The organism is Actinomycetota bacterium (assembly GCA_035765775.1).
Lineage (GTDB): Bacteria > Actinomycetota > CADDZG01 > JAHWKV01 > JAOPZY01 > DASTWV01.
Genome location: DASTWV010000059.1, coordinates 255919 through 281425, shown reverse-complemented (window position 1 = coordinate 281425; position 25507 = coordinate 255919). Strand labels below are relative to the sequence as shown.

General features: G+C 71.3%; 27 protein-coding genes. 21 read left to right on the top strand and 6 right to left on the bottom strand.

The genetic code is table 11. The features are described 5' to 3' along the window. The first annotated feature begins 6 nt into the window (after positions 1 to 6). The 7 genes from pstC to VFW71_15095 all read left to right on the top strand — a co-directional run bounded on the left by pstC (position 7) and on the right by VFW71_15095 (position 6240). On the top strand, positions 7 to 984 hold the full coding sequence (gene pstC, locus VFW71_15125; protein HEU5004093.1) for a phosphate ABC transporter permease subunit PstC: 978 nt from the start codon (positions 7 to 9) through the stop codon (positions 982 to 984). A 4-nt stretch (positions 985 to 988) separates the two neighbouring features. Continuing rightward, the gene (gene pstA / locus VFW71_15120; GenBank protein HEU5004092.1) at positions 989 to 1852 is read left to right on the top strand and encodes a phosphate ABC transporter permease PstA; all 864 of its coding nucleotides are present in this window, start codon (positions 989 to 991) and stop codon (positions 1850 to 1852) included. After that, positions 1852 to 2628 carry a phosphate ABC transporter ATP-binding protein PstB gene (pstB, locus tag VFW71_15115; GenBank protein ID HEU5004091.1) on the top strand — a complete coding sequence of 259 codons (777 nt, stop codon included), beginning with the start codon at positions 1852 to 1854 and terminating at the stop codon, positions 2626 to 2628. Before pstA ends, pstB begins: the two co-directional genes overlap by 1 nt. After that, positions 2628 to 3341 carry a phosphate signaling complex protein PhoU gene (gene phoU, locus VFW71_15110; protein ID HEU5004090.1) on the top strand — a complete coding sequence of 238 codons (714 nt, stop codon included), beginning with the start codon at positions 2628 to 2630 and terminating at the stop codon, positions 3339 to 3341. The genes pstB and phoU overlap by 1 nt, the downstream gene beginning before the upstream one ends. 59 nt (positions 3342 to 3400) lie before the next feature. Continuing rightward, positions 3401 to 4087, top strand: coding sequence for a response regulator transcription factor (locus VFW71_15105; protein HEU5004089.1), 687 nt, complete (start codon positions 3401 to 3403; stop codon positions 4085 to 4087). A gap of 141 nt (positions 4088 to 4228) precedes the next feature. Beyond that, positions 4229 to 5224, top strand: coding sequence for an ABC transporter ATP-binding protein (locus tag VFW71_15100; protein ID HEU5004088.1), 996 nt, complete (start codon positions 4229 to 4231; stop codon positions 5222 to 5224). Then, a complete protein-coding gene (locus VFW71_15095; GenBank protein HEU5004087.1) occupies positions 5221 to 6240 on the top strand; it encodes an ABC transporter permease subunit in 1020 nt (339 codons plus the stop codon). The genes VFW71_15100 and VFW71_15095 overlap by 4 nt, the downstream gene beginning before the upstream one ends. 105 nt (positions 6241 to 6345) lie before the next feature. Here VFW71_15095 and VFW71_15090 read toward each other — a convergent pair whose 3' ends face one another. Next, complete coding sequence (locus VFW71_15090) at positions 6346 to 6861, bottom strand: O-acetyl-ADP-ribose deacetylase (GenBank protein HEU5004086.1); 516 nt, start codon at positions 6859 to 6861, stop codon at positions 6346 to 6348. Positions 6862 to 6984: 123 nt separating this feature from the next. Between VFW71_15090 and VFW71_15085 the strand changes: the two genes are divergently transcribed. Continuing rightward, complete coding sequence (locus tag VFW71_15085) at positions 6985 to 8070, top strand: NlpC/P60 family protein (protein HEU5004085.1); 1086 nt, start codon at positions 6985 to 6987, stop codon at positions 8068 to 8070. 323 nt (positions 8071 to 8393) lie between these two features. Here VFW71_15085 and VFW71_15080 read toward each other — a convergent pair whose 3' ends face one another. Genes VFW71_15080 through VFW71_15065 form a run of 4 tightly spaced genes read right to left on the bottom strand, consistent with a single transcriptional unit; the run spans position 8394 to position 11242 of the window. Continuing rightward, on the bottom strand, positions 8394 to 8804 hold the full coding sequence (locus VFW71_15080) for a cupredoxin domain-containing protein (protein ID HEU5004084.1): 411 nt from the start codon (positions 8802 to 8804) through the stop codon (positions 8394 to 8396). Continuing rightward, the gene (locus VFW71_15075) at positions 8801 to 9583 is read right to left on the bottom strand and encodes an HAD-IA family hydrolase (GenBank protein HEU5004083.1); all 783 of its coding nucleotides are present in this window, start codon (positions 9581 to 9583) and stop codon (positions 8801 to 8803) included. Before VFW71_15075 ends, VFW71_15080 begins: the two co-directional genes overlap by 4 nt. Then, positions 9580 to 10641, bottom strand: a complete 1062-nt coding sequence (locus tag VFW71_15070; protein HEU5004082.1) for an NAD(P)-dependent oxidoreductase — start codon at positions 10639 to 10641, stop codon at positions 9580 to 9582. Before VFW71_15070 ends, VFW71_15075 begins: the two co-directional genes overlap by 4 nt. A gap of 13 nt (positions 10642 to 10654) precedes the next feature. Continuing rightward, positions 10655 to 11242 (bottom strand): isochorismatase family cysteine hydrolase, encoded by a 588-nt coding sequence (locus VFW71_15065; GenBank protein HEU5004081.1) that lies wholly within the window; start codon positions 11240 to 11242, stop codon positions 10655 to 10657. A gap of 178 nt (positions 11243 to 11420) precedes the next feature. Here VFW71_15065 and VFW71_15060 point away from each other — a divergent pair, with 178 nt between their 5' ends. The 13 genes from VFW71_15060 to VFW71_15000 all read left to right on the top strand — a co-directional run bounded on the left by VFW71_15060 (position 11421) and on the right by VFW71_15000 (position 24673). Further along, on the top strand, positions 11421 to 13646 hold the full coding sequence (locus VFW71_15060) for an SDR family oxidoreductase (GenBank protein ID HEU5004080.1): 2226 nt from the start codon (positions 11421 to 11423) through the stop codon (positions 13644 to 13646). Positions 13647 to 13648: 2 nt separating this feature from the next. Next, on the top strand, positions 13649 to 14818 hold the full coding sequence (locus VFW71_15055; protein HEU5004079.1) for a zinc-binding dehydrogenase: 1170 nt from the start codon (positions 13649 to 13651) through the stop codon (positions 14816 to 14818). A gap of 38 nt (positions 14819 to 14856) precedes the next feature. Further along, the gene (locus VFW71_15050; GenBank protein ID HEU5004078.1) at positions 14857 to 16434 is read left to right on the top strand and encodes a lactate racemase domain-containing protein; all 1578 of its coding nucleotides are present in this window, start codon (positions 14857 to 14859) and stop codon (positions 16432 to 16434) included. Positions 16435 to 16445: 11 nt separating this feature from the next. Beyond that, positions 16446 to 17459, top strand: a complete 1014-nt coding sequence (locus VFW71_15045; GenBank protein ID HEU5004077.1) for a lysophospholipid acyltransferase family protein — start codon at positions 16446 to 16448, stop codon at positions 17457 to 17459. Further along, a complete protein-coding gene (locus tag VFW71_15040; protein ID HEU5004076.1) occupies positions 17456 to 18058 on the top strand; it encodes a helix-turn-helix domain-containing protein in 603 nt (200 codons plus the stop codon). Before VFW71_15045 ends, VFW71_15040 begins: the two co-directional genes overlap by 4 nt. Before the next feature lie 128 nt (positions 18059 to 18186). Then, a complete protein-coding gene (locus tag VFW71_15035) occupies positions 18187 to 19167 on the top strand; it encodes an ornithine cyclodeaminase family protein (protein HEU5004075.1) in 981 nt (326 codons plus the stop codon). A 50-nt stretch (positions 19168 to 19217) separates the two neighbouring features. After that, positions 19218 to 19565 (top strand): helix-turn-helix transcriptional regulator, encoded by a 348-nt coding sequence (locus VFW71_15030; protein ID HEU5004074.1) that lies wholly within the window; start codon positions 19218 to 19220, stop codon positions 19563 to 19565. Next, positions 19562 to 20059 carry a hypothetical protein gene (locus VFW71_15025; GenBank protein HEU5004073.1) on the top strand — a complete coding sequence of 166 codons (498 nt, stop codon included), beginning with the start codon at positions 19562 to 19564 and terminating at the stop codon, positions 20057 to 20059. The genes VFW71_15030 and VFW71_15025 overlap by 4 nt, the downstream gene beginning before the upstream one ends. A gap of 54 nt (positions 20060 to 20113) precedes the next feature. Then, positions 20114 to 20998 carry an LLM class flavin-dependent oxidoreductase gene (locus VFW71_15020; GenBank protein HEU5004072.1) on the top strand — a complete coding sequence of 295 codons (885 nt, stop codon included), beginning with the start codon at positions 20114 to 20116 and terminating at the stop codon, positions 20996 to 20998. Between the two features lie 5 nt (positions 20999 to 21003). After that, positions 21004 to 21222, top strand: coding sequence for a DUF2277 domain-containing protein (locus VFW71_15015; GenBank protein HEU5004071.1), 219 nt, complete (start codon positions 21004 to 21006; stop codon positions 21220 to 21222). A 161-nt stretch (positions 21223 to 21383) separates the two neighbouring features. Beyond that, positions 21384 to 22352, top strand: coding sequence for an extracellular solute-binding protein (locus tag VFW71_15010; protein HEU5004070.1), 969 nt, complete (start codon positions 21384 to 21386; stop codon positions 22350 to 22352). A gap of 31 nt (positions 22353 to 22383) precedes the next feature. Then, complete coding sequence (locus VFW71_15005) at positions 22384 to 24249, top strand: ATP-binding cassette domain-containing protein (GenBank protein HEU5004069.1); 1866 nt, start codon at positions 22384 to 22386, stop codon at positions 24247 to 24249. A 28-nt stretch (positions 24250 to 24277) separates the two neighbouring features. Then, entirely contained in the window at positions 24278 to 24673 is a 396-nt protein-coding gene (locus VFW71_15000; protein ID HEU5004068.1) for a TOBE domain-containing protein, read from the top strand. 22 nt (positions 24674 to 24695) lie between these two features. Here the strand turns inward: VFW71_15000 and VFW71_14995 are convergent, their stop codons facing one another. Beyond that, positions 24696 to 25502 (bottom strand): molybdenum storage protein subunit alpha, encoded by an 807-nt coding sequence (locus VFW71_14995; GenBank protein ID HEU5004067.1) that lies wholly within the window; start codon positions 25500 to 25502, stop codon positions 24696 to 24698. Positions 25503 to 25507 lie beyond the last annotated feature (5 nt).

Genomic DNA, 25507 nt, shown 5'->3' with positions numbered 1-25507 from the left:
GGCAGAGTGCGCATTGGTTCCGAAGACCCTGCCTTGGCCGTAACTACTGCCCCCACTACGCACCGCCGTACGCTGACCGGGCGACGCCCTTCCGAGGGCGTCGCCCGGGGCGTTGCGATGGGTGGTGCCCTCCTGCTCCTGGGGGCGCTGGGGCTGATGATCGTCCGCCTGGCCCAGCTGTCGGCGCCCATATGGAAAGAGAAGGGCATCTCGTGGGTGTGGGGCTCCACCTGGGCCCCGGCCAACGGCGTGTTCGGCGCCCTCCCGTTCATCCTGGGCACGGTCATCACGTCGGCGATTGCCCTGGTGATCGCCACGCCGCTCGGGGTCGGCACCGCCCTGTTCATCTCCGAGCTGTGCCCGGCCCGGCTGCGCCGCCCGGTCGGCAGCGTCATCGACCTTCTGGCCGCGGTCCCCTCGGTGATCTACGGTCTGTGGGGGATCTACGTCCTGCTGCCCATCCTGCTGCCGGTCGAGCGGGCGCTGGCCGATTCGCTCGGCAGGGCGATCCCCATCTTCTCCGGGCCGATCGGGGGCAACGGCAGCGGGTTCTTCGCCGCCGGCGTGGTGCTGGCGATCATGATCCTGCCCACCATCTCGGCGGTGTCGCGTGAGGTCATGCTGACCATCCCCCGCGACGCCAGGGAGGCTGGCTACGCCCTGGGCGCCACCCGCTGGGAGATGATCCGCATGGCGGTCCTGCCGCCCGCCCGGACGGGCATCATGGGCGCCCTGATCCTCGGCCTCGGGCGGGCGCTCGGCGAAACGGTGGCCGTCCTCATGCTCATCGGCGACGTCCCGGCGGTCAACCATTCGCTCTTCGCCTCGGGCTACTCGATGGCCAGCGTCATTGCCAACGAGTTCAACGAGGCCATCGAGCACCTCCACGTCCAGGCCCTCATCGGCATCGGCATCGTCCTGTTCCTGGTGACGGTCGTGATCGACATCGGCGCCCGCCTGCTGGTGCGCAAGGCGGGGGGCTAGGGCGATGGCAAGGGCGATGCAGACCGCCTCCACCCGGCGCAAGGTCGTGGACAAGGCGATGCTCGTGGCGATGGTGGCCGCCCTCGTGCTGTCCGCCGTGCCCCTGGTGTCGATCCTCATCGAGGTGATCATCAAGGGGCTCCACGCCATCCACGGCGTCTCGTTCTTCACGCAGCCGCCGCCCGGCGACCCCACCTCGACGGCCGGGGGCGTGGGCAACGCCATCATCGGCACGGTGCTCATGGTGCTGCTCGCGTCGGTGGTGTTCATCCCCCTCGGCATCCTGGGAGCGGTGTACCTGGCCGAGTTCGCCCCCGGGACCCGCCTGGCCCGGCTGGTGCGCTTCTTCGCCGAGGTGATGACCGGGATCCCCTCGATTCTGTTCGGGGTCTTCGCCTACGGCCTCGTGGTGGTCTACGTCCACCACTACTCCGGCCTGGCCGGGGCACTCGCCCTCGGCATGATCATGTGGCCCATCGTGCTGCGCACCACCGAGGAAATGCTCCTGCGGGTGCCCTCCGGCATCCGGGAGGCGTCCCTGGCGCTGGGCACGCCCAAGTGGAAGACCGTGCTGAAGGTGGTCCTGCCCTCGGCGGGCGCCGGCATCACCACCGGCGCCATGCTGGCCGTCTCCCGGGCGGCGGGGGAGACCGCCCCACTGCTCTTCACCGCCCTGGACTGGCAGTTCATGTCGTTCAAGATCACGCAGCCCATCAGCTCGCTGCCGGTGGCCATCTTCAGCGGTGCTACCTCGGCCTACGACCCCCAGGTGGCCAGGGCGTGGGGCGCCGCCCTCACGCTCCTTGCATTTGTCCTGATCCTCACGTTGGCCGCGCGGTTCGTCACCGCCCGAAGGAGTGTCACCTGATGGCATCGAGCCTCGAGATCTCCAACCTGAACGCCTGGTACGGCAGCCGCCTCGCCATCGAGGACATGTCGCTCTCGGTCGAGCCCAACCAGGTCACGGCCCTCATCGGCCCCTCCGGGTGCGGCAAGTCCACGTTCATCCGGTGTCTCAACCGGCTGCATGAGCTGATCCCGGGCGCCCGGGCCGAGGGCACGGTCAGCCTGGACGGCGAGAACATCTACGACGACGCTATGGACCCGGTCGCCGTCCGGCGGGCTGTGGGCATGGTGTTCCAGCGCCCCAACCCGTTCCCGACCATGTCGATCGAGGAGAACGTGGTGGCCGGGTACCGCCTGAACGGCCGGAAGTCCCGCACGGAGATCAACGAGATCGCCGAGAAGGCGTTGACCGGAGCAGGCCTCTGGGACGAGGTCAAGGACCGGCTCGGCTCCCCGGCCACCGGCCTGTCCGGCGGGCAGCAGCAACGGCTGTGCATCGCCCGGGCCACCGCGGTCGAGCCCGAGATCCTGCTCATGGACGAGCCGTGCTCGGCCCTGGACCCGGTCGCCACCCTCAAGATCGAGGACCTGATCATGGAGCTACGCGAGCGCTACACCATCGTGCTGGTCACCCACAACATGCAGCAGGCCGCCCGGGTGGCGGACCGCACCGCCTTCCTCCTGGCCGAGAACACCGGCGACCCCGGGCGGATCATCGAGGTCGGCCCCACCAAGAAGATCTTCACTCAGCCCGAGGACAAACGCACCGAGGGCTACATCACGGGGCGGTTCGGCTGATGGTCGAGACCCGCAAGCGTTTCCACGAGCAGCTCGCCCACCTGGAGCAGCAGATCCAGGTGATGGGACGGGGGGCGAGCGACCTCTTCCGGGCCGGCCTCGCCACCATCGAGGCGGACGACCTCGCCAGCTGTGAGGCCGTGGTGGCGGGCGACGACAGCGTCGATGCCCTCTACATCGAGATCGAGCAGGGGGTCGTCGAGCTGTTTGCCCTGCAGGGCCCGGTGGCCAGCGATCTGCGCCTGCTGGCGGCGCTCCTCCACATCAACCTGCACCTGGAGCGCATCGCCGACATGGCGGTGAACGTCGCCAAGATCACGGCCGCCGCCCACGGGCTGCCCCAGCAGCCCACCGTGCTCGGCCACCTGCGCACCATGGGGGCCATCGCCCTCGAGATGCTGGCGGCCGCCATGGACGCCCTCGAGCGTCGCGACAACAATCTCGCCCGGGCGCTGCCGACGATGGACGAGCCGCTGGACGACCTGAACCGGGGCATGCTGGCCGAGATCCTCACCGAGTCCCGGGGCAAACCGATGCTGGAATGGGGCGTCCAGATGCACCTGGTGTCCCGCCAGATCGAACGGGTGGGCGACCACGCGGTGGACATCGGCGAGCAGGTGGCCTACCTGGTCACCGGCGTCTTCGAGGAGTTCACCGACGCCTCGCACCCCGAGGTGGAGGCCAATGCGAAGCTGACGGAGGCCGGACGTTGAGCAGCTCTGACCTGGCCACCGGTGCCGAGTTCCCCGAGGCACCCGCCGTCGCCGGACCCATCCTGGTGGTCGAGGACGAGGAGGCCCTGGTCGGGGCCATCTGCTACCAGCTGCAGCGGGAGGGCTTCGAGGCCCTGTCGGCGATGGACGGCGCGCGGGGCCTCGACCTGTTCCGGGAGCGCTCGCCTGCCCTGGTGATCCTGGACCTCATGCTGCCGCGCATGAACGGGCTGGACCTGTGCCGCATCATCCGGGCCGAGTCCGGGGTGCCCATCGTCATCCTCACCGCCAAGGACCGGGAGGCCGACAAGGTGGCGGGCCTGGAGATCGGCGCCGACGACTACGTCACCAAGCCCTTTTCCATGCGGGAGCTGGTCACCCGGGTCCGGGCGCACCTGCGCCGGGCCGGGATGCTGCCCGCCAAGGGCGGGGAGGGGGCCCGGGGCGGCAGCCTGGTGGTGGGGCCGATCGAGATGGACACCCAGCGCCACGAGGTCTCGGTGCGCGGCGAGCAGGTCGAGCTGCCGCCCAAGGAGTTCGCCCTCCTGGAGGCCTTCATGCTGCGCCCGGGCAAGCTCGTGACCCGCCAGGTGCTGCTGTCCGAGGTCTGGGGCGTGGAGTACTTCGGTGACACCCGCACCCTGGACGTCCACATCAAGCGGCTGCGGGCCAAGATCGAGCAGGACCCCCGGCAGCCGGAGCATGTGAAGACCATCCGGGGCCTGGGCTACAAGCTCTCGCCGTAAGGTTTCTAGCCGTAAGGCTTCTGGGCCGGGGCGCCGCTCGGGAGGGGCTCGAGCGGCGGAGAAGTAGGCACCTGCCCGCGCACGCTATACCCGTAGTGTATAGTTGCCCCGGGTGCGGGCGGCTGGTGAAAGGCAACCTCGATGATCGCCGTTGAAGTCCGCGGCCTGCGCAAGACCTACCGGGGTGGCTTCCGGGGCCAGCCCCGCCGGGCCCTCGACGGGCTGGATCTGACCGTCCCCCAGGGCGAGGTCCACGGCTTCCTCGGCCCCAACGGGAGCGGTAAGACCACCACCCTCCGGGTCCTGACCGGCCTGGTCCACGCCGACTCGGGGGCGGTCTCGGTGCTCGGCCACTCCCTGCCCGGCGGGCTCGCCGACGTCGTGAACTCGATGAGCTCGGTTGTCGAGAGCCCCCGGTTCTTCCCGCCCTTTAGCGGACGCTACAACCTCGGCCTGCTGGCCGATGTCGCCGGGTTCGACGCCAAGCGGGTGGACGAGGCCCTGGAGACCGTCGGGCTGATCGGTCGGGAGAACGACCCGGTCAGGGCCTACTCGCTCGGCATGCGCCAGCGGCTCGGCATCGCCGGTGCCCTCCTAAAGCGGCCCCGGCTCCTGCTGCTCGACGAGCCCACCAATGGCCTCGACCCGGGCGGCATGCGGGAGGTCCGCACGCTCATGCGCCGGCTGGCCGAGCAGGGCGTCACGGTGCTGCTCTCCTCCCACCTCCTCCATGAGGTCGAGCAGGTCTGCTCCTCGGTCACCATCGTGGCCCGGGGCCGGGCGCTGCGGACGGGCTCGGTGACCGAGGTCCTGGCCGGGGCCACGGGCGACGGGTCGGCGGCCAGGCGGGTCCGGGTCACCGTCGAGGACCCTGCCGCCGCAGCCGCCGTCCTGACCCAGGCGGGGCTCACCGCGGTCGCCGGCAATGGCCATTGCATGGTGGGCGGCGCCCCGCCCCGGGAGGTCAACCGCCTCCTGGTGGCCCAGGGGATCTGGCTGGACGAGATCACCGTGGACCAGGCCGAGCTCGAGGACGTGTTCATCTCGCTCACCGAGGACCCCTCCGCCCAGGGCACCGGTGTGCTGGCGCCGGTGGACCGGCCCGTGCCGGGCACGCCTGCCGGAGGGGCGCCGTGATCCGCCTCACGAAGGTCGAGCTCCGGCGCCTGTTCAAGCGCCGGCTGTTCCGGGTGCTGCTGGCCGCCCTGTTCCTGACCGTGCTGGCCATCATCGTCGTGAACGGGGCCCTCTCCAATCGCGACCTGGCGGGCGCCCACGCCAAGGCCCAGCAGGAGGCGCAGGGATTCCTGACCCAGCGGCCGCCCGGACTCGAGCAGGCGTGCGGGGGGTCGGTCACCATCACGCCCGCCCCGGCGAGTGCCTCCCGGGACGGTCCCGGGCCGGTGCTCAAGGGCGCTGGCCCGTGCACCATCTTCGCCCCGTCCGCATCCGACCTCTACCAGGATCCCCGCTTCTCCTTCGCCGACAACGGCACGCATCTGGTGGTCGCCGCCATCGCGCTGGTCAGCATCCTGGGCTTCGTCATCGGGACCGGGTTCATCGGGGCCGAGTGGACCGCCGGCACGTTCCCGCTCCTGCTCACCTGGGAACCCCGCCGGCTGCGGGTGCTGGGCTCCAAGCTGGCTGCGCTCATCATCACCTTCGTCGCCATCGGGGTGGTGACCACCGTGCTGCTCCTCTTCGGCGGCTGGCTGATTGCCGCCACCCGGGGCACGACGGCAGGCATCACGGGCGCGGTCAAGCACCACATCCTCATGTACTCCCTGCGCGGCCTGCTCCTCGTCGTGGCCCTGACCGGTGCCGGGGCGGCCATTGCCGGGCTGACCCGCCACACCGCGGCGGCCCTGGTCGGGGCGGTCGGCTACCTGGTGGTCTTCGAGATCGTCGTGCGCCGCCAGCACCCGGAGTGGATCCGGTGGCTGCTCACCACGAACGCCGGGGCCCTCATCGGTGGGTGGGTGCACGTCGATCCGGTGATCCGGGGGCCTGCCCGCTTCTTGTCGACCCCGCCGCCCTCCGTCTTCGTGCACGCCGATCGGGCGGCCCTGTTCCTCGGGATCCTGCTCGTGGTCCTGGTCGCCACCTGGGCGCTGGTCCTGCTGCGCCGGGACATCGACGAGTCGGCCCGCTAGGGACGGGGCCCTCCGACATGCGCGGCCGGGCATGAAGTTCTGGGGAAACTTTTCCGTCAAAAAAACGGCAAAAAGTCCCCAGAACCTTTGCCGAGCGAACTAAGGCTAGGAACGGCGCAAGGCCCGCTCGAAGGCGGCGTACGCCTCGTCGCCCAACAGCACGAAGCGGATCTCGTCGAAATCCCCGCCCGCCGCCCGGACCGTGGCCACCGCCACCGGCGCCGCCTCGGCCAGCGGGTAGCCGTACACCCCGGTGGAGATTGCCGGGAAGGCGATCGTCCGGGCCCCCAGCTCGCTCGCCACCCGCAGGGCATTCGTGTGGCAGGCAGCCAGCAGGGGGGAGCGGTCCTCCCTTGGCGACCATACCGGCCCCACCGTGTGGATCACCCAGCGGGCGGCCATCCGGCCGGCAGTGGTTGCCACCGCCTCGCCCGTCGGGAGCCCGCCCGGGTGGCTCGTCCTGCGCAGCTCCCGGCACGCCGCCAGGATCTCGGGGCCGCCCCGGCGGTGGATCGCCCCGTCCACGCCGCCGCCGCCCAGCAGCGAGGAGTTCGCGGCATTGACGATGGCGTCGACCTCCTGGGTGGTGAGGTCGCCCCGCACGATGCTGATCTCAGCCAAAGCCCCTCGGTTCCCCTTTGTGCGCCCCCCGTCGGGCGACGCTCGTTAGAGTTCCCCCATACAACCTAGCGGCGGTGCCCCTGGGTGGCTCGGTTCTGGTCAATCCGGATAGCATGTCGCCGCATGGCCCGTCTGGCCCTCGCCCGATTGGTGGGCGACCTCCGCAGCTCGCATCGAGCGCACCGCGCGCACCGGCGCACCGCAGCCGTGGCTGTGTTGGCCTGTGCCCTGGCTGTGCTCGCCCCGACCCTTCCCCCGCAATCGGCCGGGGCGGTCTCGCAGGCGACGGTCCAGGCCCAGATCGACACCCTGTCCAGCAAGATCGCCACCCTGGATGAGGAGTACAACCAGGCCGAGATCCACCTGCAGCAGGTGCAGGCCCAGATCAACGACGACAAGGCCCTGTCCGCCAAGGCGCAGGGCACCCGGGCGGAGCTGGTCCAGGTGGCCTCGCAGCAGGCGGCAGCGTTCTACAAGGTCGGGGCACCCACGGTCCTGGAGGCGTTCCTCAGCTCCAAGGACCTGAAGGAATTCAACCAGCGCATGGAGCTGATCACCCAGGTGAGCAGCTGGGAGTCGGGGATCATCACCAAGCTGCAGATCGCCGACCAGCGCGCCCAGAACGCCGGCACCGTCCTGGCCAGCGCGCTCAACCAGGCGCAGGCCATCAGCGCCCAGCTCGCCTCAGAACGCTCCAACCTCAAGACGCAGCTGGCCTCCGAGCAGGTGCTCCTCGGCCAGATCAACGCCGCCAGCCGGACCGCCGCCGCCCGGGCCGCCGCCGCCCGGGCCGCCCAGGTGCAGGCCCGCCTGACTGCTGCCACCGCCTCCGCCGCCAACCTCCCGGCCCTCCCCACCTCGGGCGCGGCGGGCGCCGCTCTGCGGGTGGCCATGGAGCAGATTGGCAAGCCCTACCTCTGGGCCGGGGCGGGGCCGGGCAGCTTCGACTGCTCCGGCCTCACGATGTTCGCCTACCGGGCCGCCGGGATCTCGCTGCCCCACTCGGCCGCCGCCCAGTACTACTCCGAGCCCCACGTCGCCCGCAGCCAGCTGCAGCCCGGGGACCTCGTGTTCTACGGGAGCCCGATCCACCACGTGGGCATCTACGTGGGCAACGGGATGATGGTGCACGCCCCCGAGACCGGCGAGCTGGTCCAGGTGGCGCCGCTGCAGGGCGACTACGTGGGCGCCGCCCGCCCGGGGGTGTAGACCCGTCCCGGCATAAGCCGGAGGGTGGGGTCACTCTGCCCGCATTCGCGTGCCAATCGACCTGCGATGATGTGGGCGGCGGCCCGAGTCCGGGCTGAGGTGGGGGACTTTCGTCCCGGCCAGTGGGACAAATGTCCCCCGAATGATGGGGGGCGGCGGCCCGGTGGCGTCTGACCCAAAAATTCCTGGCTCGGAGGCCAGCTTCGCCAAGCTGTGCGGCGCGGCCCCCCAAGTCCCCCCAACCGGTCGCCGCCACGGCTTGACGATCTATAGGAGCATCTCATAGCGGCCGACGGCGACCGACAGCGGCCCACGGGGCCGGGTTACGAGTAGAGGGCGCCCTGCATCCCCACCGATCGGTGGTACTTGCAGTAGAAGATGAGCGGCTTGCCGTTGGCCGGCAGGGTCACGGTCACCGTGTGCCGGTCGCCCTTCTTGCTGAGGGCCACGTCGATGTTCTGCCCATCGATCGTGAAGGTGTGGGCGACATCGCCCTCCTCGACCACGGTCACCGTCACCGCCGTACCGGGCGCCGCCTTGACGAAGGAGGGGGAGAACCAGTCGTCGCCCATGTTCACCGTGACCGACGGGGCAGCGGCCGAGCCGAGGTTGACCGTCCCCTTGTTCACCACCGAGCCCGGCATCGACACCGGGGTCGGCCCGCCGCTGCTGCACGCCGCGCACAGCACCAGCGTGGCTGCCAGAGCCACCCGCCGGAAGCCGTGCCCGCTCACGCCGCTGCGGCCGCGGTTGCCGACACCAGCCGGCGGAGCGTCTCGACGCCCAGCACCGGCTCGACGATGATCCCGTGCGGGTTGGCTACCACGCCGGCGCCCTCACCGTTGCCCTCACCATCGCCCAGCCCGTCCACCACCAGGTCGGCCCCGGTGAAGTCGTGGTGCCGCGTGTAGCTGTTGCGCACCGCCAGGCAGGCCAGGCCGGCCGCCTTCGCCGCCCGCAGCCCCACCGCGGAGTCCTCCACCGCCACCGCGTGGTCCGCTGGGCAGTCCAGGCGCTCGAGCGCGATGCGGTAGGCGGCCGGGTCAGGCTTGTGCACATCGACGTCCTCGCTGGTCACCACCGCCCCGAAGGTCCGGGTGCGCACCGGCCCGAACACGGTGCGCAGCAACTCGATCACCCACACCCGGCCCCCGGTGGTTGCCACTCCCAGGCGGACCCCGGCCGCGTTCAGCTCGTCGATCAGGCGCAGCATGCCGGGGCGGGGCGGGATCGCCCCGGCGCGCACGAGGGCCAGGAAATGGTCCTGCTTGCGCCGGTGCAGGGCGCGGGCCATCGATGCCGCCGCCCCGGCCTCGTGGCCCTGGGCGGCCAGGTAGCGGGCGATGCGCCCCTCGCCGCCGGGCAGCTCCAGCAGCACGCCATAGCTCTCGGCGTCCCACTCGTAGGGCAGGTTCGCCTCGGCGAACGCCTGATTGAACGCCACCCGGTGACCGTGGCGTTCGGTGTCCGCCAGGGTGCCGTCCACGTCGAACACCACCGCCTCCAGCGTCACCGGATCCACCCCTGTGCCAGGTACCAGTCGATGGTCTCCCGCATCCCCCGGGCCACGGCCTCGGCGGTCCCGTAGGCGAGGGCGTACCCGGTCCCCAGCAGGGCGTCGATGCTCAGGCGGTTGTTGCGGTTTTGCTTCTTCAGGAACCGCAGGCGCTCGTCGGTGAACAAGATGGCGGGCACCATGCCGCCTGCCGTCATCGCTTCCCAGGCCTTGCGCCGGGAGGTCAGCGACAGGCCGCAGGGCGGAGCCTCGCAGGCCTGCAGCTCCAGGCCGAGGTGGGTGGTGATCAGCGCGGCCAGCTCGAGGGCGGAGGGGTACCAGGGGGCGACCACGTTGTAAGCCTTCCCCTCGACCTGGGGGAGGTCCGCCGTCGCCAGATGCATGGCGGCCCCTACGACATCGGCGATGTGTACCAGCCGGAGCTCCACCGGGGCACGCTCGACGGCGAAGGTGGCCTGCCCGGCGAAGCGCTCGATGGCCACGTCCAGCACCGCGCTGGCCACCAGCTTGATGGCGCCCGGCCCGAACACCGACACGGGGCGCAGCACCACGGCCGGGAGGCCCTTGCGGGCGCCGGCCCAGACCGCCTGCTCCGCCAGCCACTTCGCCTTGCCGTAGCCCCGGCTGGGGTGTGGCTCGACGGTCTCGACCACGGGCTGGGGGAGCGGCTCCTCCTCGCCGTAGACCGATGTGGACCCCATGTGCACGAAGCGGCCCACGCCCGCCCCTAGCGCCCCCTCGACCAGGTTGGCGGTGGCGACCGCGTTGGACTGGTGCATCTCCTCGGGGGACGACAGCGAGCTGGTGGCGCCCGCCAGGTGGAAGACGGTGTCGACGCCGGCGCACACGGCTTTGAGGTCGGCGCCCGGGTCGGCCAGGTCCACCGATCCGTAGCCCACCGCGCCCGCCAGCCAGGCGGGCCGGGGTCCCCGTGCGGTGGCACGCACCTCCCACCCGCGGTCCAGCAGAGTGGGGATCAGGTGGTGGGCCATGAACCCGGTGGCCCCGGTGACGAGCGCGACGCGCTCCGACTGTGCGCTGAGGTGGGTGTCCAAGGAGCCCCGAATCCTACTGGAGCAGGCGGGCGCACCAGTCGTCGACGGTCGTCACCTCCGCCTGCCGGGGGAAGACCTTCTCCATCAGGACCCGGTGCACCTCGGGGTCGGCGTCCAGGCAGCCGTCCGCCAGCACGATGAGGCCGTAGTCCCGGTCGGCCGCTTCCCGCAGCGTGGAGAGAACGACGCCGCTCGTGGAGATCCCGGTGAGCACCAGGGTGGTGATGCCCTGCGCCCGCAGGACCACGTCCAGGTCGCTGCCGGTGAAGGCGCTCACCCGGCGCTTGAGGACGGTGATGTCGCCCGGCTCCGGGCCCAGGGCGGCCACGATCGCCGTGGCCTCGTCGGCCTCGGAGAATCCGCCCCGCTGCTGCAGGGTGCCGAAGAACCGGTTGCGGGAGCTGACCTCGGGATAGCCCTCGCGGAAGGCGATCCGCACGAAGATCACCGGGATGCCGGCGTGCCGGGCGGCGGCGATGGCCCCGCCCAGGGCCTCGAGCAGCTCTCCGGCACCCGCCTCGGCGTAGCGGGCGGCAATGCCCTGCATGAGGTCCATGACCAGCAGGGCGCTGCCCGCGAGGGTGGGGTCGGCGGGGGCCATGCCGGGAGCCTAACCGCCCGCCCCCGGCCTCCGGAGCTTGCAGCCTCCGCCCGGGCCGCGCTAATCTACCGGCCGGTAGACAGATCGGGGCCCCAGGCCATGCCGCTCAGGGGCTGACCACCACCACCCGCTCTCTACCCGCGCGCGGGGGCGCACAGGGACAATGATCCGAGAAGGCTTGGCAGGCAAGCGCATCTGCATGACCGGGGCCACCGGTTTCCTGGGCACCGCGCTCCTGCAACGCCTGCTGATCGACATCCCGGTCGAGCGCATCGACCTGCTCATCCGCCGGGACGGCCCGGCCCGGCTGAAGACCATCCTGTCGGGCTCGGCCTTCAAGCCGACGGTGGAGGCCATGGGCGTGGATGCCCTCCGGGAACTCGCTGCCGCCAAGGTCCGGCCCCTCACCGCCGACCTCACCAAGCCGGACACGATCCCGGTGGCCGACGACATCGACCTCATCATCCACACCGCCGCCACCGTCTCGTTCGACCCGGCGGTGGACGATGCCTTCGAGACCAACCTCAAGGGCACCCTGAACCTCTACAACGCCGGCGGTGGCAAGCCCTTCCTCCACGTCTCCACTGCCTACGTCGCCGGGCTCACCCGGGGCACGCAGCCCGAGGAGCTCCTCGTCCGGCGGGTGCGCTGGCGGGCCGAGGCCGAGTCCGCCTCCCGGGCCCGGGACGACATCGAGGCCGACTCCCGCCGCCCCGAGCTGCTGGCCAGCTTCGAGTCCAAGGCGCGCAAGGAGATCGGCCGGGCCGGCCCCCAGTCGGTGGCCAAGCGGGCCGAGCAGTTCCGGCGCAACTGGGAACGGGACCGGCTGGTGGAGTACGGCCGGGCCCGGGCGCGCAGCCTGGGCTGGCCCGACGCCTACACCTTCACCAAGGCGCTCACCGAGCTGGCCCTCGACGAGACCGCGGGCGACAACCCGCTCGCCATCGTCCGGCCCTCGATCATCGAGAGCGCCCTGGAGCGCCCCACCCCGGGCTGGATCGAGGGGTTCCGCATGGCCGAGCCCGTCATCCTGGCGTTCGGCCGGGGCGCCCTGCCCGAGTTCCCCGGCATCCCCGAAGGGGTACTGGACGTGATCCCGGTGGACCTGGTAGTCAACGCCATCCTGGCGGTGGCGGCCTCCCCGCCCAAACGCCGGGCGGTGCACCACGTCTCCAGCGGCTCCCGCAACCCGCTGAAGTACCGGGATCTCTACGACTACTGCCGGGCCTACTTCCTGGACGACCCCCTGCCCGAGCGGGGCCGGGGCGCCTACAAGGTCCCGGTGTGGACCTTCCCGGGGCGGCTGGCGGTCAAGCGCAAGATGGACTTCGCCGAGAAGGCGATCTCCACTGCCGAGAAGGCGGTCGGCCGCCTGCCGCACGGCGAGTTCGCCCGCAAGACCGCCCGCCGGGTGGACGACCTCCGGGGCCGGCTGGACTTCGCCAAGCGCTACGCCGAGCTCTACGGCCCGTACGTCGAGGCCGAGGTGATCTACACCGACCTGCGCACCAAGGAGCTGTTCGAGACGCTGCCCGCCGAGGACCAGGCCGAGTTCGGCTTCGACCCGGCGTGCTACACGTGGGCGCACTACTTCCGGGACATCCACCTGCCCCAGATCACGCGCTCGTTGCGCCGCGTCTCGCCCGCCCGGACCAAGCCGGCGGTGAAGCTGGCCCCACCCGCCCGGGATCAGCTGGTGCTCGCGGTCTACGACATCGACCGGGTGATCGTCGCCTCCAACGTCATCGAGCCCTACCTGTGGCTGAGGATGGCCGAGCAGGACGGCTTCGAGCGGGCGAGGGAGTTCGTGGGCCTGGCCGGGAAGGGCCCGGGCTTCCTCTCCGCCGAGCGCCGGGACCGGGGCGAGTTCCTGCGCAAGTTCTACCGCCTGTACGAGGGGGCCTCGGCCGCCGGCATCCGGGCGCTGGCTGACACCGTGCTGCCCGAGCTGATGCTGAAGCGCATGGCCCCGGCCGCCATCCGCCGCATCCGCCAGCACCGGGCCCTCGGGCACCGGGTGATCCTGATGACCGCCGGCCTCGACTTCTGCTTCGAGTGCCTGCGCCCGCTGTGCGACGAGCTGGTGTGCGCCTCGCTCGGCGAGCTCGACGGCGTCTTCACCGGCGACCTCGCCCGGCCCCCGCTGGTGGGCGAGGCCCGGGCGTCGTGGCTCAACGACTACGCCCGGGACACGGGGGCCGATCTCTCGGCCTCCTACGGTTACGCCGACTCGCTCACCGACCTGCCGATGCTGGAGGCGGTGGGGCACCCGGTGGCGGTGAACCCCGAGGTCCCGCTGGCCCGGATGGCGAACTCCCGGCGGTGGCCGGTCGAGATCTGGGAACCGGGCAAGGGCACCCCCAAGGTGCTGGTGCCGCCGACGCCCGAGGACTTCACCTGGTGAGCATGTCGCTGGAGCTGTACCGCTCCGTCCCCAAGTACCTCGGCGCCCGGGCGTTCGGCCATTCCATGCCCGGGCTGGTCGCCGGCCCGCTGTCGCCGCTGCGCTACGTCGACCGGCGGGAGCAGGCCCCGCCCGGCCCCGGCTGGGTGCGCATCGCTCCCCGCCTGTCGGGCATCTGCGGATCAGACCTCAACACGCTGGCCGGACGCTCCAGCTTCTACTTCTCGGCGCTGGTGTCGATGCCCTTCATCCCGGGCCACGAGGTGGTCGGGGACCTCCTGGACGAGGCGGGCGACCTGCACGCCGGCCAGCGGGTGGTCATCGACCCCGTCCTGTCCTGCGCCCCCCGGGGCCTCGACCCGGCGTGCGGGCCGTGCCAGAGCGGCCAGCCCTGGCTGTGCGAACGGGTCGTCGCCGGGCACCTGAAGGCGGGCCTGCAGACCGGCTACTGCAACTCCACCGGCGGGGGCTGGAGCGGGACGATGATGGCCCACACCAGCCAGCTCCACCCCGTCCCGCCCGGGATGAGCGACGAGGCGGCGGTGATGATCGAGCCGACCGCGTGCGCCATCCACGCCGTGCGCCGGGCCGGCGTCCAGCCCGGGGCCACCGTCTTGGTGGTGGGGGCGGGCACCGTCGGCCTGCTGACCATCGCTGCCCTTACATCGATGGTGCCCGACGTGGCGGTGATCGCCGTCGTCCGCCACGGCCGCCAGGCCCGCCTCGCCGCCGAGCTGGGCGCCACGGTGGTCAGCTCCAAAGAGGCCATCGGGGCCGTCCGCCGGGCCACCGGGGCCTTCCGCCTGCGCCCCGAGCGGGCCGAGCCCTTCCTGCTGGGCGGTGCCGACGTCTCCTTCGAGTGCGTCGGTTCCAAGGACGCGCTCGACCTGGCCCTGCGGGCCACCAAGGGCCGCGGCCGGATCGTGCTGGCCGGGATGCCCGAGGGGGCGGACCTGTCGCCCGCGTGGTTCCGGGAGCTGGAGCTGGTGGGGGCCTACACCGGGTCGGGAGCCTTCCCGGAGGCCACCCGGCTGGTGGCCGAGGCCGACCTCGGCCGGATGGTCAGTGAGGCCTACCCGCTCTCCCGGTACCGGGATGCGGTGGATCATGCGATGTCGGCGGGCCGGCTGGGGGGCGTGAAGATCGCCTTCGACCCCAGACTCGACGCCTGAGTCGACGCTACAGCTCGACGCTACAGAGAGGAGCAGGAGTGAGCAGACCGGGCTTCGTGCTGGAGGTGGACGAGCGCACCCCTCCGTTGCTGTTCCACAACGGCGAGGGGTTCCGCCTCGAGCGCCTCCCGCTGGGGAGCCGGGTCGTCTACCCGCCGGAGTCGCTGCCCGGCATCAAGGACGTCGATGCCGCCATCGACCACGCCCTCGACCACCCGCAGGGCAGCGAGCCCCTCACCGCCCTCCTCACGCGGGGGATGAAGCTGACCATCGCAATCGACGACATCTCAATCCCCCTGCCGCAGATGAAGACGCCCGACATCCGGGGCCGCATCCTGGAGCACGTCTTGGAGCGGGCCGCCCGGGCGGGCGTGGACGACGTAGAGATCATCATCGCCACCGCCCTGCACCGCCGGATGACCGCCGCCGAGGTCAAGCGGGCGGTGGGGGAGCGGGTCTACCGCTCGTTCTGGCCCCACGCCCTGTACAACTTCGACGCCGAGGACCCCGACGCCCTGATCCACGTGGGCAAGACCGAGATGGGTGAGGACGTCGAGATCTCCAAGCGGGCGGCCACCAGCGACCTTCTCGTCTACGTGAACATCAACCTGGTGGCCATGGACGGCGGCCACAAGAGCGTGCCCGTGGGCCTGGCGAGCTACAAGAGCCTGAAGCACCACCACAACGTCCACACGATGCTGCACAGCCGCTCCTACATGGACCCGCCGGCCAGCGCCCTGCACTCCTCGGCCACCCGCATGGGTCACCTGCTCGCCGAGCACGTCAAGATCTTCACCATCGAGACCACGCTCAACAACGACACCTTCGGCCCCCCGTTCGACTTCCTGATGCGCCGGGAGTGGGAGTGGTCGGCGAAGGACCAGGCCGCCTACCTGGCCACCAAGGCGTCCACCGACCGGGCGCCGGCCCACCTCAAGCGCTCGATCTTCCACAAGATCTACTCGCCCTACGGCATCACCGGGATCAACGCCGGCGAGACCGAGGCGGTGCACACCCGCACCCTCGCCAACCTGCACCGCCAGCAGCTGGTCGAGGTCAACGGCCAGTCCGACATCCTCATCGCCGGGCTGCCCTTCGTCGGGCCCTACAACGTCAACTCGATCATGAACCCGATCCTGGTGGTGTGCCTCGGGCTGGGCTACTTCTTCAACCTGTACCGCAACCAGCCCCTGGTGCGGCCGGGCGGCGTGATGATCATGTTCCACCCGGTGCGCCGGGAGTTCCACCAGGTGCACCACCCCAGCTACGTGGACTTCTTCGAGGAGGTGCTGGCCGAGACCACCGACCCGGCGGTCATCGAGTCCAAGTACGAGGAGTCCTTCGCCACCGATCCCTGGTACATCCACCTGTACCGGACATCGCACGCCTACCACGGCGTCCACCCGTTCTACATGTGGTACTGGGCGTCGCATGCCATGCAGCACCTGGGCGATGTGATCTTCGTCGGCGGCGACCGCAAGACGGTGGCCCGCCTCGGCTTCCGCTCGGCGGGGACGCTGGCCGACGCCCTGGAGATGGCGTCCGAGACCGTCGGCCGCACCCCCCGGATCACCGCCTTGAAGGTGCCGCCGCTGCTGCTGGCGGACGTCCGGTAGGGGGGCAGGAGATGGGCATAGCGGACGACGTCCGCCAGGTGGCCCGGGGCTGGCGCTGGACCCGGCGGCCGCTGGTCCCCGCCTCGGTGGAGCGCGAGCTGACCGCTCCGCACGACTTCCCCACCAGCTGGATCCGCACCCCGCTGGGCAAGGCCGCCCGGGAGGTGGCCCAGCGCTGGGCGCTCGGGCCGGTGCTGAACTACGAGGTGGACGTCGAGATCACCGGCGCCGACATCCTGAAGCCGCTGAAGCCGCCGGTGATCTTCGTGCTCAACCACTCCAGCCACCTGGATGCCGCCACCATCGTCACCAGCCTGCCCACCGAGTGGCGGCGCAAGGCGGCCGTCGGGGCGGCGGCCGACTACTTCTTCGATGTCTGGTACCGCTCGGTGGCCACCACGCTGTTCTTCAACGCCTTCCCCATCGCCCGGGGTGGGGGCCTGCGCTCCGCCCGCCTGGCCCGCAAGCTGCTGGCCGATGGCTGGTCGCTGGTCCTCTTCCCGGAGGGGACCCGCACCAAGGACGGCTGGATCGGCCAGTTCCGCACCGGCGCCGCCTGGCTGGCCATCGAGGCCGGCGTGCCGGTCGTCCCCGTCGCCCTCACCGGCACCTACCAGGCCATGCCCCGGGGCCGCTCGTGGCCCAAGCCCGGCCGGCCGCCCGTGGGGGTGCGGTTCGGGACGCCGATCTGGGCCGAGGACGGCGAGCGGCCGCAGTCCTTCAGCGACCGCTTGCGCCTGGGGCTGGGCGCCGTCATCGAGGAGGACCGCACCGGCTGGTGGCAGACGTTGCGGGCCGGGGCCGAGGGCGAGCTGCTCGACCCGGGCGGGCCGCAGGTCGCCCAGTGGCGGCGGATGTGGGAGGGCTCCCGGCCCGCCCGCCGCTCGCACGCCCGCTCGGTGTGGGAGCCGGAGAAGGACGAGTGGAGCCACGAGGCGCCCTGGTCCGCCGGCGAGCTGCTGGCCGGCGGGTTCCCGGGCGAGGGCCCGGAGGCTTTCGATGCGGGGGACGACGAGGAGCCGTGAGCCGCCTCCCCCGTGAGCAGCGGCATCAGGAGCTGGTGCGGGAGGCGCTGCGCGCCTTCGGCGATCGGGGGTACGAGGCCACCACCCTCGATGCCATTGCCGAAGCGGCGGGGGTCCGCAAGCAGACCCTCCTGTACTACTTCCCCACCAAGGACGACCTCTTCGACGCCTGCGTCGACGCCCTGATCGAAGGCCTGGAGCGCTCGCTCAGCAAGGTGCTGGTCAGCCGGGACGAGGGCCTGGATCGGGTGGAGTTCGTCATCCGCACGCTGTTCCGCCTCGCCGAGCACTGGCCCGAGTTCCCCCTTTTCATCCGCGAGGCCGCCCGGCGCAGCCCGCTGGTGGTACAGCGCATCGCCGACGCCCTGGAGCCCTTCCGCAAAGCGGCCATCGGCTTCCTGGAGCGGGGGATGGAGGTGGGCGAGTTCCGCCGCCAGGACCCCGGCCTGCTGCTCTTCACCCTGTACACCGCCGTCGTCGGCACCCTGGCCGAAGCGGGCACCTTGCGGGCGGTGGCAGGCGACGCCAGCGGCCACACCGCCCTGCGCCAGCGGGAGCAGGAGCTGGTGACCTTCGTCCGCCACGCCCTGGAGCCGTAGGGCGCCTGTACGGGCCATAGTTGGTGGAGTGGTACATCCACCAGCTGTACTACTCCACCAACAAGGGGGGGGCGGCTCGATCCCCAGACGGTAAGTTGACCTGCCGATACCGCGTGGAGGTCTGACGCATGCTCGTGTTGTCCGCCGATGATGTTGCCGCTCTCCTCGACCTCGATGAGCTGGTCGGCGCGGTAGAGGCGGCCATGGTCGATCTCAGCGCAGGCCGGGCGTCGATGCCCTCGCGGGTGGCGGCGAGCGTTACGGATCGACGGGCAATGCTCGCGGCAATGCCGGCGTTCTTGCCCTCGGCGGGGGCGCTGACCACCAAGCTGGTCAGCTTGTTCCCTGAGAATACCGATCGACCTACCCACCAGGCGCTGATCTGCTGTTTCGATCCTGTTACCGGCAGCCCGCTGGCCGTCATGGACGGAACCTATGTGACCGCGACGCGCACCGCTGCCGGTTCGGCGTTGGCCGCCCGCCTGCTCGCCCGCAAGAACGCTGAGGTGGTGTCGGTGATCGGGACGGGTGTACAGGCCGGCACCCATGCCCGAGCGCTGATCCGGCTGCCCCAGGTCAAGTTGGTGCAGATCGCCGGGCGCGACCGGTCGAAGGTCGCCCGACTCATCGACGACCTTGCCGAAGCCGCCGTCGCAGCACAACCGGCGTCGTCGATCGAAGACGCCGTCCGCTCGGCCGACATCGTTTGTGTCGCCACCCACGCCGACGCGCCGGTCGTGCGCCGCGCATGGCTGCGGCCCGGCACACATATCAACTCGGTCGGCTACAACACCGCCGGGGCAGGCGAGATCGACGGCGAAACCGTTCGCGACGCCCTCGTGGTCGTCGAGTCGCGCGCGGCCGCGCTGGGCGCACCGCCATCAGGAGCCGTGGAGCTGCGCCGAGCCATCGAAGCGGGCCTGATCGGCGCCGACTACATACCCACCGAGATCGGCGAGATCGCCGCGGGGCAGGCCACCGGCCGCATCGATGATGAGCAGCTGACCCTGTACAAGTCGGTCGGCGTCGCCGTCCAAGATGCCGCCGCGGCGGCCTTGATTCTCCAGGCGGCCCGCGCACGCGGAGGGGGCCTCAGCGTCGACATGTGACGGCCGGGCCACTGGCCCTCCCCGATAGCCTTTGCGCTATCGTATGGGTGATGGACGCCTCCGAGATGCTCCGGCAGGCCCGGCGGCGGGCCGGGCTCAGCCAGCGCTCACTCGCCGCCACCACCGGGGTGGCCCAGCCCACCATTGCCCGGATCGAGTCCGGGCACGCCGACCCGCGGGTGGCCACCCTCGCCCGCCTGCTGCAGGCATGCGGCCAGGCCCTGCAGGCGGCCCCCGCCCCCGCAGCGACACCGGCCACCGCACCCCTACCTGGGGCGGGCATCGATCGCACCGCCATCGGGGAGCTGCTCGCCCTGACCCCGGCGCAGCGGCTGGAGGCCCTGATGGACGAGTCCCCCGTTCTGGAGCGCCTCGACCGGGCCCGCCGAGTCGAGTGACCGCCGCCCCGGCGCGCTTCGACCCGTTCGCCGCCCTGCGCGCCCTGCAGGCCCACCAGGTGCGCTTCGTGGTCATCGGTGGGGTGGCCGGGCGGCTCTGGGGATCCCCCACCATGACCAATGACCTCGACGTCTGCTATGCCCGGGACCCCGAGAACCTTACCCGGCTCGCCGCCGCCCTCACCGAGCTCGGGGCGACGCTGCGCGGGGCTGAACCAGACCTCCCCTTCCACCTCGACGCCAAGACGCTCGGCCGGGGCCAGAACTTCACCTTCACCACCACTGCCGGCTCGCTCGACGCCCTCGGTGTTCCGGAGGGCGTCAAAGGCTTCGGCGAGCTCGACGCCCACGCCGTGGCCTTCGACCTGGGGGACGGCCTGGTGGTCCCGGTCTGCGATCTCGACGACCTCATCCGGATGAAGCGGGCTGCGGCCCGGCCCAAGGACCGGATCGAGGTGGAGGTGCTGGCGGCCCTGCGGCAGGAACGCGGCTAGTTCCGGGACCGGTGGATACTGGGCGCACAACCCCAGAGGCGGGAAAGGATTCCTATGACGACGCCCACAGCCCCGGTGCGGGGCTTTGCCTTCCCGTCGACCGGTGACCTCGGGCTGGTCGCCACCATCGCCGGCAGCGCCGAGGAGTTCGGCTACCGAACGGTCTGGACCAACGACGCCCCACCGGGCGACGGGTTGGCGTGCGCCACCGCGATGCTCGAGGCGGCGCAGCACATCCGGGTAGGGGTGGGGGCGGTCGCGGTGGACCGCAGGCCTCCCACCGTGATCGCCCAGGCCCTTGACGGGGCAGCCCGCGGGGCCGCGGGCGAGCGCCTCGTGGTGGTCCTCGGGGCGGGGATGAAAGCCACGGTCAACCAGGTCCGGGCGGCGGTCGGCGAGCTGCGCGACCTCGCGCCCGACCTCACCGTCGGGGTGGCCGCCATGGGGCCGAAGATGTGCCGGATGGGGGGCGAGGTGGCCGACTTGGTGCTCCTCAACTGGATGAACCCGGAGCGCATCGCCTGGGCCCGGGAACGGATCCGGGAAGGGGCGGCCAACCGGCTCGCCGGCCTCCGGGCGCCGGAGCCCGAGGTGGCCTCCTACGTGCGGGTGGCCCTCGGCCAGGGCGCCGGGATGCGGGTGGCCGCCGAGGCCTCGCGGTACAACCAGATGCCGCAGTACGCGCAGAACTTCGCCGCCATGGGGGTGGCCTCGGCTGGCATCGGGGCCCCCGACCCGGAAAAGGCGATAGCCATGGCTGAGCCCTACGAGGCGGTGCTGGACGAAACCGTCCTGCGCTGCATCGTGAACATGCCCGCCGGCGAGAACCCCGAGCTCGATGAGGTCTTCGAGGCCCTCGGGGTGCTGATGGAGACCGCCAGCCGTTTCGCCCCCGCCCCGCCCGCCGACCCGGACCAGATCGCAGCTGAGGAGGGCTGAACCCCATGTGCCGCAGTATCAAGACGCTCCGGGGTGCTGACCCCACTCCCGAGGAGATCCACGCCGCTGCGCTCCAATACGTGCGCAAGGTGAGTGGCTACCGGGCACCTTCCCGGGCCAACACGGCAGCGTTCGAGGCGGCGGTCCAGGAGATCACGCAGGCCTCTGCCCGTCTGCTCGACTCCCTGCAACCTGGCGTTCGCCAGGAGATTTCCGGGTCCTAGCTCGCAAAATCCAGCCGATTTGCCCCAGCAAGGCTGCAAACGCTGGACATCGGTCCCCACGGGATGGCAGGATGGTCCAGACGAGGGCCAGACCTCGCGCGCGCCGGAACGCGGATGCTGGCTCGACGACCAGTCCGTACAGGGAAGGAGCATCCCGAGCAATGGAGCAGTCCACCTCACGGGCGCGCCGTGCGGCGGTGCTGTCCACCGTGTTCGTCCTGCTGCTGGCCGCGTGCAGCAAGAGCACCAACCACTCGACCGGTGGTTCCACGCCCAGCGGCGGGACCACTGCCAGCCCCACCGCGGTCAACGGCAACGGCCAACCGGTCAACGTGCTGTACGCCGGCTCGCTGGCCGGCCTCATGACCAACCAGATCGGACCGGCCTTCCAGGCGGCCACCGGCTATAAATTCAACGGCACAGGCGCCGGCTCCACCGCCCTCGCCAGCGGCATCAAGAGTGGCGTGTACCAGGGCGACGTCTTCCTCTCCGCCGCCGCCGCCCCCAACGCCTCCCTGATGGGGTCGGCCAACGGCAACTGGGTCTCGTGGTATGCCACCATCGCCACGTCGGGCTTGGTGCTCGGCTACAACCCCAGCAGCACCTATGCCTCGGCGATCACCAGCCGGCCTTGGTACAACGCCGTGACCCTGAACGGCTTCAAGCTGGGCCGGACCGATCCGAAGACCGACCCGAAGGGGGTCCTGGCCGCCCAGGCGGTCACCACCACTGCGGCGGCCGGCGGCCTGTCGCCGGCGGTGTCCAACCCGACGGCGCTCAAGGCCCTGGTCGCTGCCACCAACACCGGCAACGTCTTCGACGAGACCTCGCTGGTCGCCCAGCTGCAGACCAAGCAGCTCGATGCCGCGTTCTTCTACACGATCGAGGCGCAGGCGTCCGGCATCAAGACGGTGCCGCTCACCGGGCCGGCTTCCACCCTGCATGCCACCTACACCATCACCATCCTGAACAAGGCGTCCGATGAGGCCGGGGCGGAGGCCTTCGTCAACTTCCTCCTCGGCAAGACCGGCCAGGCCTTCATGACCACCGACCAGTTCCAGCTCGTCACCCCGCCCTCGGTGACCGGCACCGGGGAACCGGCGGGTCTCAACACGGCGTTGGGTATGTGATCGCAGGGCGGCGTCATGCCCTGACCTACCCGTGAACTTCCGGGCAGCCCGCAGCCCCCTCATGTGGCTGGGGGGGCTGCTGGCGTTGTACCTGCTCGTGCCGGTCCTCGCCTTCCTGGTCCGGCTGTCCCACCAGGCACCCCTGCCCAGCACGCCCGGGCTGTGGGACGCGGTCTGGGTCTCGTCGTCCAGCGCCACCATCTCGGTGCTGGTGATCGCCCTGGCGGGCATCCCGCTCGCCTACGCCCTGGCCCACAGCCGGAGCTGGATCGCCACGGCCGTGGGGGTTGCGGTCTACCTCCCCCTGGCCCTGCCGCCTCTGATGAGCGGCATCCTCCTGCTGTTCCTCGTCGGCCCCTACACCACCGTCGGGAGGCTGTTCGGGGGGCACCTGACCGGGACGCTGGCCGGGGTGGTCATCGCCCAGAGCTTTGTCTCGGCGCCGTTCCTGATCGTCGCCGCCCGGTCGGCGTTCGAGGCGGCCGATCCCGCCCTCGAGGACGTCGCCGCCACGCTGGGCCGCCGCCCGCTCGCCCGCTTCTTCCAGGTGAGCCTGCCCGCCGCCGCTCCCGGCATCCGGGCCGGGCTGCTGCTCGCCTGGCTCCGGGCCTTCGGCGAGTACGGCGCCACGGTCATCCTCGCCTACCACCCCTACACGCTGCCGGTCTTCAACTATGTCCAGTTCCAGGCCGTCGGCCTGGACGCAACCGTGGCTCCCACCGCCCTGGCCCTGTGCATCGCCGCCCTCCTCGTCGGTCTGGAGCACATCCGGCCCGGCGTGCGCTACCGCCGCAAGGCGGTCCTGCCGCTGGCGACACCCCCGGCGCCCGCGCCGCACACGCCGGTCGGCTTCGACCTGGACACCGCGGTCGGCTCGTTCCACCTGCGCCTCGCCCACCAGTCCACCCGGTTCCGGGTGGCGATCCTGGGCGCGTCAGGGTCGGGGAAGTCCATGACGCTCAAGTGCCTGGCCGGGCTGATGGGGCCGAAGTGCGGCCCGGTGCTCTACGACGGGGAGGTGGTCAACCGGGTCCCGGTCGAGGCCCGCCGGATCGGCTACGTGCCCCAGACGACCGGCCTCTTCCCGCACCTGACCGTGTGGCAGCAGCTGCGTTTCGCCCCGGACGCCGACCCCGCGGTCGCCGCCTGGTGGCTGGACACCCTGCACCTCACCGGGCTGGAGGACCGCCTTCCCTCGCAGCTCTCAGGCGGCCAGCGCCAGCGGGTGAGCGTCGCCCGGGCGATGGCCCGGGGGCCCCGGCTGCTGCTGCTCGACGAGCCCTTCTCGGCCCTCGATGCCCCGGTGCGCGACGAGCTGCGCCGGGAGCTGCGCCGGCTCCAGCTGCAGACCGGGCTGTCCTCGGTGCTGGTCACCCACGACCCCGAGGAGGCCGCCCTGCTGGCGGACGAGGTCATCGTGATGGATCACGGGCGGGTCCTGCAGGCCGGGCCCCTGCCCGAGGTCTACGCCCGCCCGGCGTCGCCCCAGGTGGCCCGCCTGCTGGGGATCCAGAACCTACGGGAGGGCATCGTGGGGGCGGACGGCGGCATTGATGTGGACGGTGTGACGATCTCGGTGCCCACTCCTGGCCTCAGCCCCGGCAGTGCCGTGCTCTGGTCGATCCGCCCTGAGTACGTGGCGCTCGACGGGCTGCAGAGAGGGGCGCGCTACGGGGCGCGGGTCCTGGACATCGTGAACATGGGGGCGGTGAGCGACCTGGTGCTGCGCCTGGGCGACGGGGTGGGCCCCGAGTTGCGGGCACGCTCGGTGACCGCTCCGTCGGTACGTCCGGGGGATCTGGTGGACGTTTCCCTGCCCCCGGGCCACATCACGGTATGGGCTGTGGCTGAACCAGCCCCGGATCCCGTGCAGCGAAGCGCCACCCCAGTTCGCTGATTTCTGCACGTTTCAGTAGAGTCGCCCCGTGCCCCAGTACCGGATCGGTCAGGTCGCTGAGGTCCTCGGCGTGAGCGCCGACACCGTGCGGCGCTGGGTCGATGCCGGCAAGCTGCCCGCCGAGCGCACCGGCGGCGGGCAACGCATGATCGACGGGGCCGAGCTGGCCCGCTTCGTCTCCTCCGGCACCCACGAGATCGAGGGGCTCCGGGTGCAGTCCACCCGCAACCACCTGACGGGCATCGTCACCCGGGTGGTGCGCGACGGGGTCGCTGCCCAGGTCGAGCTCCAGGCCGGGCCCTTCCGCATGGTCTCCCTCATGACGCGGGAGGCGGCGGACGACCTCGGCCTGGAGCCCGGGATGCTGGCGGTGGCGGCGGTGAAATCGACGAGCGTGATGATCGAGCTACCCGCCGACCACTAGGCGCATGACCTGTTGACCAGACCTAACCGGCAGTAACGATCGTTCCCACGTGCTCGCCCGCCAGCGCCCTGGTGATGGCACCCGGCCGCAGCCCGTTCACCACCTGGATCTGCTTGATGTGCTTGGCCGAGGCCATGAGCTCCAGCACGATCCGGTCAATCGGCAGCGTCGCCAGGCCCTGCAGCTCTGCGGCGGTGGCCTGCGGGATCAGGGTCGCCCCCGGGTCGGTCGCCGGGTCGGCCGTGAAGATGCCGTCCACGTCGTCGGCGTACACCAGCCTCGCCGCGCCGTAGGCGTCGGCGAGGAGGAAGGCCCCGGCATCGGTCCGGTGGGGCGGGATCCGCCCGACCTCGGGGGGGAACTCGTACAGCCCGTAGGGCGGGTAGCCGTTGGCGACCACGGCCGGCACCGCCGCCAGGAAGACCGGCAGGTGGTGGCCGACGCTCTGGTGCGGCAGGTAGACGACGCCCTCCTCGGCCAGCAGGGCCGCAAGCATGTGGCCGTTCTTCTCGGCGTCCACTGACGCCAGGCCTGCCAGGACGCCGGTCGGCAGGCCGAGGTCGAGGCCCACCTCGAAGACGTGCCGACCCCGGATGCCGGTACCGGTGGTGATCAGCAGCTTGTGCTCCTTCATGGCGCCCTTCAGCTCGTCGACCACCGGGAGGATGGCGTCCCGGCCCCGGTCGAAAACCGAATGGCCGCCGATCTTCACGACGTGCAGGTTGGGCAGCAGCCGGATGACAGGGCGGGCGGTCGCCGGGGCGACGAGGTCCCGGTCCAGCAGGGTCTGGCGCATGAGGGCGGACTCGACGTGCAGTGCTTCGCTCATTGGGG

What these genes read in the sequence shown, in the direction of transcription:
- pstA (HEU5004092.1), top strand. Translation starts at nt 989, where the DNA reads ATGGCAAGGGCGATGCAGACCGCCTCCACCCGGCGCAAGGTCGTGGAC.
- pstB (HEU5004091.1), top strand. Translation starts at nt 1,852, where the DNA reads ATGGCATCGAGCCTCGAGATCTCCAACCTGAACGCCTGGTACGGCAGC.
- phoU (HEU5004090.1), top strand. Translation starts at nt 2,628, where the DNA reads ATGGTCGAGACCCGCAAGCGTTTCCACGAGCAGCTCGCCCACCTGGAG.
- VFW71_15100 (HEU5004088.1), top strand. Translation starts at nt 4,229, where the DNA reads ATGATCGCCGTTGAAGTCCGCGGCCTGCGCAAGACCTACCGGGGTGGC.
- VFW71_15085 (HEU5004085.1), top strand. Translation starts at nt 6,985, where the DNA reads ATGGCCCGTCTGGCCCTCGCCCGATTGGTGGGCGACCTCCGCAGCTCG.
- VFW71_15065 (HEU5004081.1), bottom strand. Translation starts at nt 11,242, where the DNA reads ATGGCCCCCGCCGACCCCACCCTCGCGGGCAGCGCCCTGCTGGTCATG.
- VFW71_15055 (HEU5004079.1), top strand. Translation starts at nt 13,649, where the DNA reads ATGTCGCTGGAGCTGTACCGCTCCGTCCCCAAGTACCTCGGCGCCCGG.
- VFW71_15045 (HEU5004077.1), top strand. Translation starts at nt 16,446, where the DNA reads ATGGGCATAGCGGACGACGTCCGCCAGGTGGCCCGGGGCTGGCGCTGG.
- VFW71_15035 (HEU5004075.1), top strand. Translation starts at nt 18,187, where the DNA reads ATGCTCGTGTTGTCCGCCGATGATGTTGCCGCTCTCCTCGACCTCGAT.
- VFW71_15030 (HEU5004074.1), top strand. Translation starts at nt 19,218, where the DNA reads ATGGACGCCTCCGAGATGCTCCGGCAGGCCCGGCGGCGGGCCGGGCTC.
- VFW71_15020 (HEU5004072.1), top strand. Translation starts at nt 20,114, where the DNA reads ATGACGACGCCCACAGCCCCGGTGCGGGGCTTTGCCTTCCCGTCGACC.
- VFW71_15015 (HEU5004071.1), top strand. Translation starts at nt 21,004, where the DNA reads ATGTGCCGCAGTATCAAGACGCTCCGGGGTGCTGACCCCACTCCCGAG.
- VFW71_15010 (HEU5004070.1), top strand. Translation starts at nt 21,384, where the DNA reads ATGGAGCAGTCCACCTCACGGGCGCGCCGTGCGGCGGTGCTGTCCACC.
- VFW71_14995 (HEU5004067.1), bottom strand. Translation starts at nt 25,502, where the DNA reads ATGAGCGAAGCACTGCACGTCGAGTCCGCCCTCATGCGCCAGACCCTG.